Raw genomic sequence first — 16,355 nt, 5'->3', positions numbered from 1 at the left:
GCTGCTTCGAGACCTTGGCGGCGGCCGCAGCGGCCTCGGCCTGCTCGCGCAGCGCCGACTCGCGGGCGGTCGCCTCCGTCACGGCGTCCTGCGCCTGACGGTAGGCCTCCGCGGCGATCTGCGCCGTGCGGAACGCGGCGTCGGACTGCTCCTGCAGCGAGGTGATGAGCGCGGTGATGTTCGTGATCTCAGCGGCCTTCGCGGACTCACTCGACTTGGCCGCTTCGACATCGGCCCAGCTCGGGTAGTCGTCCGCGTGGGCGGGCAGGGCACCGACGGTGAGTGATGCGGTGACGACGCCGACGGACAGGGCCATCGCCAGCCAGGGACGGCGGCGGCCGTACTGCGCACCGGGCGTTCGTGCGGGGGTCATCATTCTCCAGTCCGACGACACGATCACGGCGACCTCGGCGGGTCGCGGCCGTCATCCTGTCACAACAGTCACAATAGAAACTTTGATCACACTAGCCACTCTCGTCTCGGAGCACCAGCTCGAATCCCCCCGGACGGGGCACGGGCGCGCGCAGATCAGCCCCTGAGCAGACACCCGAAGGGCCACCCAGGCCGGAAGCCCTCGCATCATGGAGGTTCCCCGTGGGCGCTTCGACAAGCTCAGCGACCGGGAGAGGTGCACCCGGACCTGGAACGGTCCCTGAGCCTGTCGAAGAGCCGCCCCGGCCGGACACCCTCGCATCACGGAGGTTCCCCGTGGGCGCTTCGACAAGCTCAGCGACCGGGAGAGGTGCACCCGGACCTGGAACGGTCCCTGAGCCTGTCGAAGGGCGGCCCGGCAGGCGGGTCAGGCGGGTTCGACGTCCTCGGGTGACCAACGGGAGGACTCGCCCGAACGGATGATCGCAAGCAGCTGCGACCGCAACGCCGACTCGTCGGGAAGTTCGGGGAAGACGTCGGCCTCGAGCCGGTGTGCGGCCAGCCAGGCCTCATCGCCCGCGAGCGTCCGGCTCACCACGTGACGACGACGGTCGTCGGCCGCGGCGATGCGCTCGATGTGGCCGGCCCGCTCCAGTCGGTCGAGCGTGCGCGACATCGTCTGGTTCTGCACGCGGGCTCGCCGGGCGAGCTCCTTCTGGCTGGCGGGGCCACTGTCGAGCAGGTGCAGCACGATGAGACCGGCGTGGGTCACCCCGATGCCGTCGAGGGCCTGCTGCCAGGTGTGCTCGATCAGTCGCGACGCCGTGGAGAGGAGGCGCCCGGTGGGCCAATCGGCCATGGGATCGCGGGCGGCGTCGGCGATCACGCCATCGGTCGCGCGCGCTCCATCCATGGCACCAATGTAGTCGCTGAGCGTACGGCCGAGCCGCCACCCACCACCGGCGTGACGTCGGCGGACCGTGCTGTCCCCCACCGGGCGGCGACGAGAGCGACCGACGAGGTCCGTCGTCATCTCGGCCGATGACGACGGAATCGCGCGTCGAAGGACCCCCACACCCCCAGCATTGGGGGCGGCGACCCCCCTGGAGTGGGGGATCCGCCGATGACCCCCGCTTCCTACAGTTGAGGGATATCCAAGGGGGACGCTCATCTCGACCGGTTTCACCGGTCGGTCGTGGGCACACGAGCGACGTCGCGTTCTCCGCGGGCGGCCCGAACCGCCCTTGCGCATCGCGCACCCGAACCGCACCCGAACCCCACAAGTGGATAGCAACCCAATGACGACGTACCCGAACCGCCGTCGGTCCTCCCGACAGATCCGTCCGCGCACCCGAAGCGCGGCGTTCGCCCAGTTCCGCTCCGAAGGGTCGACCCGAGCATGAGCGCCGACGTGAACGACAACGCCTTCCCGATCACGGGACCCATCGCACTCGTCCGACGCCGAGCTGCTGCGCTCGGCGCGGAGTCCTCCACCGTCGCGGTCAAGTCCATGACGCAGCGCGAGTGGTCGAAGCGCTACCGTCGCTGGCTCATCCTCACCGACAGCGTCATCGCACTCTTCGCCGTCTCAGCCGCCTTCGTCGTGCGGTTCGGCGACGACCCGGTCGGCCCCGAGGCCCAGCAGCTCTACATCCTGCTGTCGGGCGTCATCGTGCTCGTGTGGCTCGCCTTCCTCGGCTTCACCAGGACCCGGGACAGCCGCATCATCGGTTCCGGTGTCGCCGAGTACAAGCGCGTCGTCAACGCGAGCGCGTTCGCCTTCGGCATCCTCGCCATCGTCTTCCTGATCCTGAAGATCGACATCGCCCGGGGCTACTTCATCCTCGCGCTCCCCGCGGGGACACTCGCGCTCCTCGCCTCCCGCTGGATGTGGCGCAGATGGCTGCTCAGCCGTCGTCGCGTCGGTGAGTACACCGCACGGACGGTCGTCGTCGGCCGGCGTGACGACGTCGCGTACGTCCTCGAACAGGTCGCCAAGCAGCACAGCATGAGCTACACCGTCGTCGGTGCGGCCGTGGTCGACCAGGAGACGGCCGAGCCGTTCTCGAGCCGGGGAACCTCCGTCCCGGTCATCGCGCACATCGACGGCGTCGCCCAGGCCGCCGCGAACCTCACCGCCGACGCGGTCATCATCGCCGGCCCCGTCGACGGCGGCAGCGACTACGTCCGCCGACTCGGGTGGGACCTCGAGGGCACGGCGACCGAGCTCGTGCTCGCGGCCCGACTCACCGACGTGGCCGGGCCCCGCATCCACTTCCGCCCGGTGGAGGAGCTGCCGCTCATCCACGTGGAGATCCCGCAGTTCGAGGGCGGTCACCACATCATGAAGCGCGCACTCGACGTCGGGCTCACGAGCCTCGGGATCCTCCTCATCTCGCCGCTGCTGGCCCTCGTCGCCCTCGCCGTCAGGCTCGACAGCCCGGGCCCGGTCCTCTTCCGGCAGGAACGCGTCGGCAGGAACGGTGAGCGCTTCACGATGTTCAAGTTCCGATCCATGGTCACCGACGCCGAAGCCGTCCTCCCCGCCCTCATGGCGCAGAGCGAGGGCAACGGCGTGCTCTTCAAGATGAAGAACGACCCGCGCGTCACCCGCGTCGGTCGCATCCTGCGCAAGTACTCCCTCGACGAGTTGCCGCAGCTGTGGAACATCCTCACCGGCGACATGAGTCTCGTCGGGCCCCGGCCGCCGCTGGCGAGCGAGGTCGCCGAGTACGAGAAGGACGTCCACCGGCGTCTGCACATCAAGCCGGGCCTCACCGGCATGTGGCAGGTCTCCGGGCGCTCCGACCTGACGTGGGAGGAGAGCGTCCGCCTGGACCTCTACTACGTCGAGAACTGGTCCATCACGGGCGACCTGATGATCATGTGGCAGACCGTCAAGGTCGTGCTCAAACCGGTCGGCGCGTACTGATGTCAGGACTGCTGTCGGTGATGCCCCCAAAGCGAGGGGTGTCCTGCGAAAAGAGGACAAATCCCCTTCCAGAGGGGGCAACACTTCGATACAGTCGTCACCATCACCGCCCGCAGTCGCACGGCGAGTCACCCGAAAACGGCTCGATCGCACAGCTGCTCACTGGCGAGACCCGCACACCCGAACCCGCCCGCGACGCACTGCAGCGACGACTTACCCGAGCCGTCGGCGCATCACGTCCGGCACCGTGCGCGCCCCGCCACGATTCCCGCACTCCGGCACCCGTCCGGTCGCGGAACACCCGAACCCGGGCGCGCCTTCGTCGCCCGACCGCTCACGACCGCTCACCCGAATCAGCGATCGCCTGCAGCACCCACATGAGAACACAAGGACCGGCATGACCCGAACTGCCCCCATGACTCAGCCCACGGAAGACCCCGAAGTCGCCGAGCGGTACTCCGACATCGTCGCCCGTCTCGCCGGTGCACAGAAGAAGCGGACGCGAGGCGCTCCGGCGTACTCGATCTACGTCAACCGCAAGGCGGGTCGCTACCTCGCCGCGGCGGCGTACCAGCTCGGTCTCACGCCGAACATGGTCACCGTGATCAGTGCGGTCTTCACGTTCAGCGGCATCATCATGCTCGCGACCCTGCCCCCGAGCATCGGTCTCGGTGTCGGCGTGTGGCTCTGTCTCGCGATCGGGTACGCCTTCGACTCGGCCGACGGCCAGGTCGCACGACTGCGCGGCGGCGGATCACCGTCCGGTGAGTGGCTCGACCACGTCATCGATGCGACGAAGATCTCGTCCCTCCACCTCGCCGTCCTCATCAGCGCGTTCCGGTTCTTCGAGCTGCCGACCCCTGCGCTGTTGCTCATCCCCATCGGCTACTGCGTCGTGGCGGCCGTCGCGTTCTTCGCGATCATCCTCAACGAGCAGCTCAAGCGCGTCTACGGCGCCGACCCGGCTCCGGAGAACGGCCACAGCACCATCCTGCGCTCGCTGCTCGTCATCCCGACCGACTACGGCTTCCTCTGCCTGATCTTCGTGCTCCTGGGTGCCCCGCAGGTGTTCTTCGCCGCCTACACCCTCATGTTCCTCGCCAACGCCGGCCACCTGCTGCTCGCGTCGGTGAAGTGGTTCCGTGACATGGAGCGGCTCGGCTCGGTCGGGACCGCGTCCGGCGGCCAGCCCGTCGCGCTCGGCCGGTGACCGCCATCGACGCATCGGAGACCACCCTGGACGCTCACGCGCTCGCCGGCACCTCGGCCACCGATGCCGGTCAGACGGTCCTCATCGCGAACCCGTCGGGTGACGTCTACGGCTCGGACCTGCAGATGCTCGAGAGCATCAGCGCGTTCGTCGGGCGCGGGTACCGGGTGATCGTCGCCCTCCCCGCCGACGGCAAGCTGGTCCCGAGGTTGCTCGCCCGCGGCGCGGAGGTCCGGTTCGTCCCCTTCCCCGTCCTCCGGCGGGCCAACGCCTCGCTGGGCGGCGTCGCCTCGCTCGCGATGGAAGGCCTGCGCTCCGTCCGCTTCCTGCGGAGGGTCATCGAGGAGATCGCGCCGACCGCGGTCTACGTCAACACGGTGACGCTCCCGTGGTGGATCCTCGCCGCGCGCCTGACGCGCACACCGGTCGTCTGCCACGTGCACGAGGCGGAGACCGCGGACGGCAGGCTGGTCCGGTTCGCGCTGAACTCACCGCTGATCCTCGCCGACGCGCTCATCGTCATCAGCCGCGCGGCGGTCGAGGCGACCACCACGGCCGCGCCCGGACTCGCCCGGAAGGTCCGGCTCGTCTTCAACGGCGTCGCCGGCCCCGACGTCGACCCCACGCCGGCGCCGATCGGCTCCGAACCGCATCGACTCGCGATCGTGGCCAGGCTCTCCCCGCGGAAGGGGCCCGACATCGCGCTCGACGCAGTCGGGATCCTGCGCCGTGCCGGACGCGACGTGCGGATCGAGATCGCGGGCACGCCGTTCGAGGGGTACGAGTGGTTCGAGCAGCAGCTCCGGGACCGTGCCGACCAACCGGACCTCCGTGGCGCGGTCACCTTCTCGGGTTACGTCTCCCCGATCTGGCCGGCGCTGGAGCGCGCGCACCTCGTCGTCGCCCCCTCGCTCCGGGAACCCTTCGGCAACGCCGTGGTCGAGGCCCAGCTGGCCCTGCGACCCGTCGTCGCATCGGCAGCGCTCGGCCATCTGGAGAGCATCGAGGACGGCGTGACCGGTCTTCTCGTGCCGGCGGGTGACGCCGAGGCCATGGCCGCAGCGGTCGCCGAGCTCCTCGACGACCCGGACCGGAGCGCACGGATCGCCGACCGGGCCCGCCGCTCGGCGCAGGAGCAGTTCTCCCCGGAGCGCTACCGATCCGAGATCATCCAGGTGGTCGAGTCCGTCCGGCGCGTCCGCGTCTGACGGCGAGGTCACCGACGCACCGACCACGACACGAGGAACGGCCCCTGGCATGCCAGGGGCCGTTCCTCGTGTCAGCTGGGCCCGCGCCCGATCAGGCCCCGAAGAACTCGTCGACCAGGCGGCGCGTGCTCTGGATGTTCTGCCGGCTGGAGGCCCCGAACACCATCGACTCGATGTTCGGCTGCTCGGAGAGCCACTCGATCGCCTCGCGCGGCGGGATCGCGCCGGACGCGTAGACGGACATCGCGACGGCACGGAACCGACGCTCCTCGAGCACCCGCTGGTACCCCTCGATACCGCCCGACATGCGGAAGCCGATCTTGTTGATGTTCGAGCACACGATCGGGTTCTCGAGGCCGGCCTCGTCCAGGGCGTCGAGCAGCAGGGGCAGGTTCATCGTGATGAACCCGGGCTGCGCGTGGTACTTCGTGCGCACGTGGTGGTCGAAGATGGCGAACGCGTCCTTGAACCCGAGGCCGAGCAGGAGGTCCACGACGACGTTCTGCAGCCAGATCACCGGCGTCTTGACGCCGCGGAACATCGCCATCTCGGCGTCGATGAGCAGCGTGATGATCCCCTCGACGTCCTTCGTGGCGAACGCCTTGCCGCCACGCAGGGCGGCGTTCATCAGGCCCTCTTCCGGCAGGAAGCGCTTGAGCGCACCGAGCATGCCGTTCTCCGTGACGGCGTCCGCGTACTTGTGCGCATACGGCATGCACGGTTGGAACGTGAAGTCGGCGTATCGCGTCGGGTCGAGCCGTACCCGCTCCGCGACCTCGGCGATCCGGTCGTGCGTCGTGCACATGAAGGAGGTGATTCCCTCGTCGTACGCGACGTCGAGCACGTCCATGATCGCGCCGGTGTCCTGGAAGCGCATGGCCTGAGCGCGCGCCTTCTCCTCCGACATGTGGTTGACGCCGAAGAACTGGTTGTCCCCGAACAGGAGCCGGGGAAGCTTCGGGGCAGCGGCCGCGCCGGTCTGGGTCTCTACGCTCGTCGCCATGGGAGGAGGCCTTTCTTCTTCGCGACGGGAGCGGGTGCGGCCGTCGCGGCTCGGGTGGACGGGCCTGCCGCCGCGTCGATGGTGAGGAGTTCGAGGACGTGGTCGGTGGCGGCCGCGCTGGTGAAGGAGTTCGTCCCCAGCACGGCACCCTCGACGACCCGGGTGACGAAGTGGTCCAGCTGGGCGCTGTACTCCTCGCCGCGCAGGTAGTACCAGACCTCGTCGGTGAGTTCGGTCGTGTACTTGACGTTCCAGCCGGTCTCGTAGCCCTCGATCTCGGGCGCGGTGTCGCGCAGGTAGACCTGGCATTCCTGCCGGTCGGCGTGGATGCGACCGGCGGTCCCGGTGATGGTGATCTGCGTGGTCATCTTGCGGTAGGACTCGTCCGACCAGTTGACGGAGAGCTGCGCGCTGACCCCGGCGTCGAAGAAGAGAGTCGAGAAGACCTCGTCCTCGGTGTGCTCGGAGAACACGCTGCCGAGGACGGTGCCGCCGACGCCGATCGGCTCGCCGGCGTACCAGGTGAGGAGGTCGACCGGGTGGGCGGCGTAGTCGTAGAGGCAGCCGCCGCCCTCGTTGCGGTTGCTCCGCCAGGTCGAGCCGCGCGACTTCAACACGACGGGACCGTAGGCCTCCGCCTGGATGTGCGTGACGCGACCGATGGCACCGAGGTCGAGCAGACGCTTGACCTCGCGGAACGCGCCCACGAAGCGGTTGTGGTACCCGACCTGGGTCACGACGCCGCGACGCTCGGCCAGTGCGGCGAGCTCGTCGGAGTCGGCCGCGCTCAGGCTGAGCGGCTTCTCGCAGAAGATGTGGAGACCGCGCTCGAGCACCGACTTCACCATGGGTGCGTGGAACTTCGTCGGCGTCGCGATGATGACCGCGTCGAGCTCGACCGAGGCCAGCATCTCGTCCACCGAGGTGAAGGTCTTGAGGCCGGTGTACTTGCCGAGGACGTCGAGGATGTAGCCGGTCGAGTCGACGACCGCGTCGACGCTCACCCACGGGTGGGCCTTGATCATGGCGAGGTGGGAGAGGCCCATCTTGCCGAGACCGATCACGCCGACCCGCACGCGGGCCGTCTCGATGGGCACTTCCGCGGCCGGGGCGTTCGTTTCAGACACGTGCGACACGTGCACCTCCAAGGTAGGTCTGCAGGACGGTTTCGTATTGGCCGGCGACGTGCTCCCAGGTGAACTCCTCGGCGTGCCGCGCGGACGCGGCGGAGGACAGGGCGGCACGGCGGGCGGGGTTCTGGAGCAGCTCGCCGATCCGTGCGGCGGCATCACGGGCGGTGGTGAAGTAGAGGGCGCCGTCGCCGGCGACCCATCGGTTGTACGGGTTGTCGTGGGCGATCACGGCGTTCCCGGCGGCCATCGCCTCGACGAGCGAGGGGTTCGTGCCGCCCACGGTGTGCCCGTGGAGGTAGCCGAGCGCGTGGAATCGGAGGGCGGCGAGCTCCTCTGGGTCGTAGACCGACCCGACGAACGCGACCTCGTCACTCGCGGCGTCGAGGACGGCGCGGTGGTACGGGTCCGTCTCCGGGGTGTAGGTGCCGAAGACGGCGAGGGTGACGCCACGTCGTTCGGCCGAGAACGCCTGCACGAGCTCCAGGATCGTGTTCTCCGGGATCGGGCGGCAGATCAGCGTCAGGTACTCCCCCGGCGTCAGCCCGTGGGCCGTCAGCGGTGCGACCGGTGCCGAGTCGACACGGTGTGCGCCGTAGGTGATCGTCGTCAGCTTCGACCGCTTCGCCTTCTTCGCGAGGTAGGTCTCGATCTCGGGGTGGTCGGCGATGAGCGTGTTCCCGACCCAGCACGCGATGCGTTCGTTCACGTAGAGGATCGCCTGCTTCATGAACCCCCAGCGCGCCCGTGACCATTCGATGCCGTCCATGTTGATGACGTTCGGGATGCCTTTGAGACGCTGCAGGACGTTGAAGACGGCGGTGTTGTAGCCGAACGTGAGGCAGACGTCGTCGAACCGCGAGGCGTGTCTGATCGACTTCAGGTCGAACAGCGAGGTGCCCTTCCACCCGTCTGGACCGACGGGGATCGTCACGCGTTCGATGCCGCGCCACTCGTCCTCGACGATCGGCCCGTGGCCGTCGGACTGGCAGTAGACGATGACGCGCCACCCCTGATCCCGGAGGAAGACGGCGATGTTCTCGGCTGCCGTCTCGAACCCTCCGTAGGCCGCCGGGATCCCGTGCGTGCCGAGGATGCGAACCGTCGGCTGCTCCTGACGCCGTGCAGCGTTGTCCCCCATCGAGCTTCTCCTCATCGCTCCAGGCGCCGTTCGGGCGGCGCGGACACGAAGCGTGTCTCGGCTGGAATGCTGAAGAGCCTACCGCCCAACATTCGTCGGAAAACGGGAAAATCGCGCCCTGCGTACCCCCAAAGACAGGGGTAGTGATGACCCTCGAACCGCTACCGCGTGAGGGCTTCCACGGCGGCGCCGAACCGCTCGACCGAGCGCTGGACGGACCGCAGGGTCGTCCGGTGCGCCCGCTTGCCGAGGTTGTGTCCGTCGGCGATGTCGAGCGGGTCGACGTCGCTCCCGAATCGCGCGAACAACCCGGTGCGCTCCGGCTTCGGAGCAGGAGCGAGACCGCGACGGGCGTTGAGCAGGGCCGCCAGGTCGGACAGACGCTGATCGGCCGTCGTGCCGGCACCGGGGCGCCAGGTGGCGATCGCCTGGTCGGGCGCTTCGGCGAGCGCTGCCGCCTCGCGGAGGGTGAAGACCTTCGAACGGGCCTCGGGAGAGAGTTTGGCGAGGGCGGAGCGCTCGGCGCGGCTCGCGGTCAGCACGAGCCCCGCACCACCGATCATCGACTTGGTGACGCGGCGTGCACGATGAGCTGCCGCCTTCGGTCCCTCCGACGGCAGGCCGAGGACCGCGGCCGCGTCAGCGCACATCTCGTGCCCGCGACTGACCTCGATGCCGGCGCTCGAGCAGACGAGGCGGTCGAAGCCGGGAATGGTCGAGAGTCGGGCTTGGAGGAGCTGTTCCGCGAGCGGGGAGCGACAGACGTTGGCACTGCACACTACGAGGATCCGCGCCATGACGTCCTTCGGTTTTCGCTCGGGGGAAGAATTCCGACAATCGTAGCGTGAGCGCTGCACCCCCTTCACCGAAGCGGTCCGAGGCCTCCGTGCACCCCGTCGAACGGGGGTCATCCGCGGGGGTGGACACCCTCGGACTGGGGGTCATCAAACGGCCCGTACCCCCCTGAGTGGGGGCGTCTTTCCCCTGATAAACCCGAAAATCGTCGGTACGCTGAGGTGTTGGGTGTCAACAAACCAGGGGGAGTCAGATGGATCTCGGCGACTACATCGCAACGCTGCGCAAGCAGTGGATCGTCATCGTGGTGCTTGCACTCGTCGGCGCGACCGGAGCCTACGTCTTCGCACAGACCATGGCACCGCAGTACCGTTCCACGACGAGCGTGTTCGTGACCACCGAGGCCGGTAACTCCACGACCGAACTGGTGCAGGGATCCACGTACGTGCAGAACCTCGTGCAGTCCTACGCCGTCCTCGCGTCCTCCCCGATCGTGCTCGAGCCGGTCATCAACGAGCTCGGCCTCGACATGAGTGTCCAGGACCTCGCGGAGTCGGTCAGCGCCGACGCTCCCCTCAACACCGTGATCGTCGAGATCTCCGCAGTGTCGACGAGCGCCGAGCAGGCGCAGAGCATCGCGGCGGCCGTTGCGAACTCCCTGTCCTCCGCAGTGGACGGCATCTCCCCGAGGGACGATCAGGACCGCCCCGCCGTCCAGCTCACGATCATCGCACCGGCCAAGCTCCCCATCTTCGCCTTCGCGCCCAACACCAAACTCCTCGTCGCCGGCGGCGGACTCGGCGGCCTGCTGATCGGCGTGCTGTACGCCTTCGGCCGGGAGCTCCTCGACACGAGGATCCGGTCGCTGCGCGAGCTGCAGCAGGTCTCCGACACCCCCGTCCTCACGACGGTCGCCCGCACGCGGAAGGGTGAGCTGCCGACGCAGGCGATGATGCGGAACCCGAACGGCATGATCGCCGAGGGCTTCCGGAGTCTCGCGACGAACCTCAGTTTCGCCGACGTCGACGAACGGATCACCTCCGTCATCGTCACCTCCGCACTCCCCGGTGAGGGCAAGAGCACCGTCGCGCTCGGCCTCGCCCTCGCGATGACCGAACGCGCACCGCGCGTCCTCCTCATCGACGCCGACCTCCGCCGCCCCTCGATCGCCGGCTACACGCAGATCGAAGGCGAGGTCGGACTGACCAGTGTCCTCGTCGGCGACATCACCCTCGAGGAGGCCGTGCAGCCCTGGGGTCGGGGCAACCTCGACGTCCTCGCCTCCGGTGGGGTGCCGCCGAACCCGAGCCAGCTCCTCGCCTCCGACGCGATGCGCCAGCTGGTGGACCGCGCCAAGGAGTCGTACGACTTCGTCATCATCGACACCGCGCCGATCATCCCGGTCACCGACCCGCTCTGGCTCACGCACATGACCGACGGTGCGATCGTCGTGTCCCGGTACAAGTCCACCCGCCGCCAGCAGCTCCACCGCGCGCTCGAGACGCTCGACGGCGCGAACGCCCGCACGATCGGGCTGGTCCTCAACGGCCTCAAGCAGGACGAGACGAGTTCCTACTACCGCTACAACTCGTACCGGTCGGCTCCCGACGCCGGTGCGCTCGGCCCCGCCGCGACGGGAACGGCCGCCCCCGCGGCGAACGACTCGGCGCGCACGCCGTCCATGGCCGGCCGCTGAGCCGCTGCCCGACGACGCGCCCGAAGGGACCGACGAACGATGCCAACACCCGCTCGCCTGAGCCATCCCCGCGCCAGGCTGTACGAGGTCGTCCGCACCGCGCACCTCGAACGCGCCCGTGAACTGGCGCCTGCGAGCATCGTCTACCGTCGTCGCCGCTACGACTTCGATCCGAGCGTCGCTCCGGGCGTCGAGCTCGTCCAGGCCGAGCCGATGGCCGCAGCACGGCTGCTCGTCCGCTCCGGCGTGACCGCGCTCGAGGTCAACGAGCCGCTCCAACTGTCCTCCGCCATCGCCACGCTCAGCACCCTGCTCGCCCTCGACCTGCGAGGACGCCTCCGGGGAACACGGCCGCTCGTGGTGACGTACGCCATCGAGAACCTCGAGCCGATGTCCGCCCGTCCCGCCCGCCTCAGGTCCCGCCTCAAACTCCGGGCGCAGCGATGGGCCGCCGGTCGGGTGTGGCGTCGTCTCGACCGGATCGTCTACGGGACGACGGGGGCCCGCGATCTGCACGCCCGGGTCCTGCCCCTGCGACCCGACCTCGAGTCCACGGTCATCGAAGCCCTGCCCGCGCCCATGCCGGCGCGGAGCGAGGTCGTCCGGGACCCTCTGCAGATCGTCTTCCTCGGGGCCCTCGTCGGGCGGAAGGGATTCCCCCTGCTCGTCGACGCGTGGTCGACCGTCCTGCAGCGCGAACCGCGCGCCTGCCTCGTCATCCTCGGCTCCGGCGAGCTCGAGCCCGCGGCGGCCGCACTCAGCGACCGCCACCCGTCGGTCACCTTCCACCGCGACCCGGCACGCTCCGTGATCTTCGACACCCTCGCCGCGAGCCGCACGCTCGTGCTGCCGTCCCAGCCGCGTCCCGACTGGCGCGAGCAGGTCGGCCTGCCGATCGTCGAGGGCCTCGCCGCCGGCTGCCTCGTGGTGACCACGACCGAGACCGGCATCGCCGGCTGGCTGGACGAGCACGGCCACCGGGTCGTCGAGCCGGGGGACGACGCGGTGGCACTCGCCGAGGCCATCCTCGCGACGATCGCCAGCACCCGGACCCCGGAGGACGTGCTCGCGGACCTTCCCGCCCGTGACGGCCGTCTTGCCGCCGACACCTGGCTGTTCCGTGACGCTGGCGGTGATCGCTGATGGCGCGCGGCAGGGGCGGCATCTGGGCCTCCGTCAGCCAGACGGCCATCGCGAAGATCTTCGTGATGGGGCTCTCCGGCGTCCTCGGCATCTTCACGAGCCGGATGATCATCGAACACTTCGGCTCCGGCGCCTACGCCCAGTACGGGCTGTTGACGAGCCTGCCGGCCCTGCTGCCGTTCGCCGACCTCGGCATCGCCGCCGTCGTCATCAACGCCATCGCCGGATCCGACGACCCGAGGCGCGACCTGCAGGTGCGGCGTTCGATCGTGACGGCGTTCCGGATCCTCACCGTGTCGGGCGCGGTCATCATGCTCGTCGCCATCCTCATCACCGTCCTCGACCTGTGGCCGGCGATCCTCGGCAACGGCCTCGCACCCGACGGCGGCAGCGTCGCGGCGTTCCTCTGCCTCGCGACGTTCGGACTCGTCCTGCCGATGACCGTCGGTCAACGCATCCTCATCGGCGTCGGCAAGACGAGCACCCAGGTCGCGACGCAGGCGATCGCCGCTCCGGCGATCTTCCTCGGCGTGTGGCTCTTCGTCGTCACCGGCTTCGACGGCGGCTCCTTCGTCGCCGTCCTCTCCTACGCCGCGAGCGGGATCGTCGCCGCCGTCTGCCTGGTACTTGCCGCGCGCTCGATCAGCCCGCAGGTCTGGCAGGCGATGAAGGAGGTGCCGAAGCTCCGCAGCGCTCCGGGCGTCCCCGCGTTCGCCCTCGCCTGGCCGATGGTCGTCCAGATGATCGCGTTGCCCATCGCCATGCAGACCGACCGGTTGCTGCTCAGCCACCTGACGACCGGACCGGAACTCGCCCAGTACAACCTCGCGACGCAGCTCTTCGGCCTCGTCATCCAGACGATCGGTGCGGCCGGGCTGGCGCTGTGGCCGATCTATGCGAAGGCGCGGTCCGCGAAGCGCGTGGAATCGCCGCTCGTCCCGACGCTGTGGTTCCTCGGCGGCGGGCTCGCCCTCGCGATCGTCCTCGCGGCGATCTCCCCGTGGATCGCCGGGTTCGTCTCCGACGGCGAGATCACCCTCGGCTGGCCGATCCTCATCTCCTACGTCGTGTTCGTCGCCCTCCAAGCCGCGAAGTACCCGGTCGGCATGTACATGACGGACGCGAAGGGCCTCCAGTTCCAGGTCCTCCCCATCCTGTTCATGGTGCCGCTCAACCTCGGCCTCTCCTGGGTGCTCATCCCCGTCCTCGGGGCCGCAGGTCCCATCGTCGGATCCGCGGTCGCCGTCGCGATCTGCCAGGTCGTCCCGAACCTCTGGTACGTCCAGCGCGACCTCGCGAAGCGACGCCGGCTCGCTGCGGAAGCGGAGCCCGTCGATGTCGCTCAGTGACCCGAAGACGAACCTGGACCCGAAGACGAACGCGGGCCCGAAGGCCGCCGCCGTCCCGCGGTGGCGCGCGGCGCGGCCCCGTCCCGTATCACCCGGCGTCGTCGGAGCACCCGCGGACGAGCGGCTCGAACCGCTCCCCGTCCTCCGACCACCGACCGATCCGACCATGGCGACGGTCCACCGCATCATCGCCATCGTGTTCCTCGTGCTCCTCGGCGCTCGCCTCCAGGTCTTCCAGGGCTTCACCGTGGGCTTCGGTGTGGCCCTGATCCTGCTCCCCCTCTGGGTGGGCGAGCTCCGGAGGTACCGCGGCGGGGTGGTCCTGCTCCTCGGAGGGATCGCTGCAGCGGTGTCGGGGCTCTGGCTCACGGCCGCCATGGCCGACGACCACCAGACCGGCCAGGGCGTCGCCATCGGCGCGACCATCGTGCTCCTCGGCCCGCTCGTGTCGGTCGCGTGCATCGTCTGGACCCGGACGGTGCTGACGCCGTCGCACATCATCGTGTTCTACGGCCTCGGGCTGCTCGTCCGTGCCGTCATCGCCGGCCCTGGCGGTACCGCCTACATGTCGAACGTGTGGAAGTTCCAGTACTCGGTGCCATTGACCGTGATCCTGCTCGGACTGGCCCTGGCCACCCGCCGCCGTTGGATCGAGGTCGCCGTCGTGGCCGCGCTCGCAGCCGTGTCGATCCTCAACGACTCGCGGTCGCTGTTCGCGATCCTGCTCCTGACCCTCTGCCTCGTCGCCTGGCAGATGCGCTCCGCCGGCAAGAGCCGCAAGGCGTCGACCGCCCGGGTCATCATCGGGATCGGCATCGCCGCGGCGTTCGTGTTCAACATCGGCCAGGCCCTCCTCCTCGACGGGGTGTTCGGCGCGGAGACCCAGAGCCGCACGGTCGCGCAACTCGACCAGTCGGGATCCATCCTCCTCGGCGGACGACCGGAGCTCGCCGCGACCGCCGCCCTCTTCCTCCACCAGCCGAATGGGTACGGGAGCGGCACCTACGCCTCCCTGAGCGACGTGCTGGTCGCCAAGACCGGCATGGCCTCCATCGGGTACGACCCGAACAACGGCTACGTCGAACGCTTCATGTTCGGGACCGGGTTCGAGGTCCACTCCACCATCGGCGACCTCTGGGTCCGCTTCGGCCTCATCGGGCTCGCCCTGGCCGTGCTGATCGCCTGGCTGACCATCTACGGCCTCGGGCACGGCATCGCACGACGCAACGCGAGCGCTGTCGTCATCTTCCTGGGGGTGCGGACCTGTTGGGACCTCTTCTTCAGTCCGCTCTACAGTTCCGTCCCGACGCTCACCCTGTTCCTGGGGCTCGCCCTCATCCTGAAGGTCGGCACCGACGGCCCGACGGCGGGACGACCCCCGGTCCTCGCGTCCGAGCACCGCCGGGGAGACACAGCATGACCGGACCCGTGCGTTCACCCGAGCGGATCGGCATCGTCGTCGTGAACTACGGCGACCCCGCACTCCTCGAGCAGAACCTCGCGACCCTGACCCGCGCCGTACCCGGCCTCCGGACCGTCGTCGTCGACAACTACTCCTCCCCTGCCGCACGCGACGCCGTCACGCGGCTCGCCGACGCGGAGCGCTGGGATCTCCTCCTGCCCGACGACAACCTCGGGTTCGGTGCCGGTATGAACCTCGGCGTCGCCCGGGCGATCGGACTCGGCGTCGAGCAGGTGCTGCTCCTCAACCCGGACGCATCCCTCACGCCCGAGGCGCTCGACGTGCTCTCGCATCGTTGCGCTGAGCAGCCGATGACGATGCTCGCTCCGCGGATCGAGCGACCGGACGGCAGCCTCTGGTTCGACGGGGTGGATCTGTACCTGCACGACGGGACGATCCGATCGCGGAGACGACGCGAGGACCACCCAGGGGCAGCCGTGGCGCCCTGGTTGAGCGGCGCCTGTCTCATGCTGAGCGTGGAACTCTGGGCGCGCACCGGCGGCTTCCACGACGCCTACTTCCTCTACTGGGAGGACGTCGACCTGTCGCACCGAGTGGTCGCCGTCGGCGGTTCGCTGGCCGTCGTCGAGGAGGCCACCGCGGTCCACGACGAAGGCGGCACCCACGACCGCTCGGACGCCGCCTCGGCGCGTGCCAAGTCGACGACCTACTACTACTTCAACATCCGGAACCGACTCCTCTACGCGGCCGAGCACCTCCCACCGGCCGAGGTGCGGGCCTGGAGACGCTCGACCATCCCCGTGGCCTGGTCCGTGCTCCTGCAGGGAGGTCGTCGGCAGTTCCTCAGCACCCGCAGCCCGCTCCGTGCGGGTGTCCGCGGGGTCGTCGACGGGCTCCGGCTCTCGAAGGCCGCCGCGCGCGGTCGCTGACGTACACCGTCACGCACGCAGGCC

Annotated in this window: 13 protein-coding genes and 1 pseudogene; 8 read left to right on the top strand and 6 right to left on the bottom strand. The window is 69.4% G+C overall.

What is annotated here, in order from left to right:
- Together IFT89_RS12520 and IFT89_RS12515 are read right to left on the bottom strand one after the other, a co-directional pair.
- Positions 1-373, bottom strand: a pseudogene (locus tag IFT89_RS12520) (hypothetical protein); the annotation flags it as partial.
- Between the two features lie 426 nt (positions 374-799).
- Entirely contained in the window at positions 800-1,285 is a 486-nt protein-coding gene (locus IFT89_RS12515; protein ID WP_202939104.1) for a MarR family winged helix-turn-helix transcriptional regulator, read from the bottom strand.
- A 486-nt stretch (positions 1,286-1,771) separates the two neighbouring features.
- On the opposite strand from IFT89_RS12515, the gene IFT89_RS12510 reads away from it, so the two are divergent.
- The 3 genes from IFT89_RS12510 (at position 1,772) to IFT89_RS12500 (ending at position 5,722) form a co-directional block, all read left to right on the top strand.
- Positions 1,772-3,304, top strand: coding sequence for a sugar transferase (locus IFT89_RS12510; protein WP_228501503.1), 1,533 nt, complete (start codon positions 1,772-1,774; stop codon positions 3,302-3,304).
- Positions 3,305-3,719: 415 nt separating this feature from the next.
- Positions 3,720-4,514 carry a CDP-alcohol phosphatidyltransferase family protein gene (locus tag IFT89_RS12505; protein ID WP_138946426.1) on the top strand — a complete coding sequence of 265 codons (795 nt, stop codon included), beginning with the start codon at positions 3,720-3,722 and terminating at the stop codon, positions 4,512-4,514.
- Positions 4,511-5,722: a glycosyltransferase family 4 protein gene (locus IFT89_RS12500; RefSeq protein WP_191940543.1), complete on the top strand. Its 1,212-nt coding sequence runs from the start codon at positions 4,511-4,513 to the stop codon at positions 5,720-5,722. The genes IFT89_RS12505 and IFT89_RS12500 overlap by 4 nt, the downstream gene beginning before the upstream one ends.
- Before the next feature lie 91 nt (positions 5,723-5,813).
- On the opposite strand, the gene IFT89_RS12495 is transcribed toward IFT89_RS12500, so the two are convergent.
- From IFT89_RS12495 to IFT89_RS12480, 4 genes are all read right to left on the bottom strand, one after another.
- The gene (locus IFT89_RS12495) at positions 5,814-6,725 is read right to left on the bottom strand and encodes a hypothetical protein (protein WP_202939103.1); all 912 of its coding nucleotides are present in this window, start codon (positions 6,723-6,725) and stop codon (positions 5,814-5,816) included.
- On the bottom strand, positions 6,710-7,852 hold the full coding sequence (locus IFT89_RS12490) for a Gfo/Idh/MocA family protein (protein ID WP_202939102.1): 1,143 nt from the start codon (positions 7,850-7,852) through the stop codon (positions 6,710-6,712). Before IFT89_RS12490 ends, IFT89_RS12495 begins: the two co-directional genes overlap by 16 nt.
- Positions 7,845-8,996, bottom strand: coding sequence for a DUF1972 domain-containing protein (locus IFT89_RS12485; RefSeq protein WP_162852290.1), 1,152 nt, complete (start codon positions 8,994-8,996; stop codon positions 7,845-7,847). Before IFT89_RS12485 ends, IFT89_RS12490 begins: the two co-directional genes overlap by 8 nt.
- A gap of 161 nt (positions 8,997-9,157) precedes the next feature.
- Positions 9,158-9,793 (bottom strand): arsenate reductase/protein-tyrosine-phosphatase family protein, encoded by a 636-nt coding sequence (locus tag IFT89_RS12480; protein ID WP_161578552.1) that lies wholly within the window; start codon positions 9,791-9,793, stop codon positions 9,158-9,160.
- A gap of 251 nt (positions 9,794-10,044) precedes the next feature.
- On the opposite strand from IFT89_RS12480, the gene IFT89_RS12475 reads away from it, so the two are divergent.
- From IFT89_RS12475 to IFT89_RS12455, 5 genes are read left to right on the top strand one after another with little or no spacing between them, the layout of a single operon-like run.
- The gene (locus IFT89_RS12475) at positions 10,045-11,487 is read left to right on the top strand and encodes a polysaccharide biosynthesis tyrosine autokinase (RefSeq protein WP_079705124.1); all 1,443 of its coding nucleotides are present in this window, start codon (positions 10,045-10,047) and stop codon (positions 11,485-11,487) included.
- Positions 11,488-11,526: 39 nt separating this feature from the next.
- Positions 11,527-12,630 carry a glycosyltransferase family 4 protein gene (locus tag IFT89_RS12470; RefSeq protein WP_137242273.1) on the top strand — a complete coding sequence of 368 codons (1,104 nt, stop codon included), beginning with the start codon at positions 11,527-11,529 and terminating at the stop codon, positions 12,628-12,630.
- Positions 12,630-13,979, top strand: coding sequence for an oligosaccharide flippase family protein (locus IFT89_RS12465; RefSeq protein WP_137242274.1), 1,350 nt, complete (start codon positions 12,630-12,632; stop codon positions 13,977-13,979). The genes IFT89_RS12470 and IFT89_RS12465 overlap by 1 nt, the downstream gene beginning before the upstream one ends.
- Entirely contained in the window at positions 13,966-15,399 is a 1,434-nt protein-coding gene (locus IFT89_RS12460) for a hypothetical protein (protein ID WP_137242275.1), read from the top strand. The genes IFT89_RS12465 and IFT89_RS12460 overlap by 14 nt, the downstream gene beginning before the upstream one ends.
- Positions 15,396-16,331 carry a glycosyltransferase gene (locus IFT89_RS12455; protein WP_137242276.1) on the top strand — a complete coding sequence of 312 codons (936 nt, stop codon included), beginning with the start codon at positions 15,396-15,398 and terminating at the stop codon, positions 16,329-16,331. Before IFT89_RS12460 ends, IFT89_RS12455 begins: the two co-directional genes overlap by 4 nt.
- Positions 16,332-16,355: the final 24 nt, after the last annotated feature.

It is taken from the genome of Plantibacter sp. CFBP 13570 (assembly GCF_014841395.1).
In the GTDB taxonomy this organism is placed as follows: Bacteria; Actinomycetota; Actinomycetes; order Actinomycetales; family Microbacteriaceae; genus Plantibacter; species Plantibacter auratus.
Note: the sequence above shows the minus strand (reverse complement) of the source record. Positions and strands in the feature narration are given on the sequence as shown.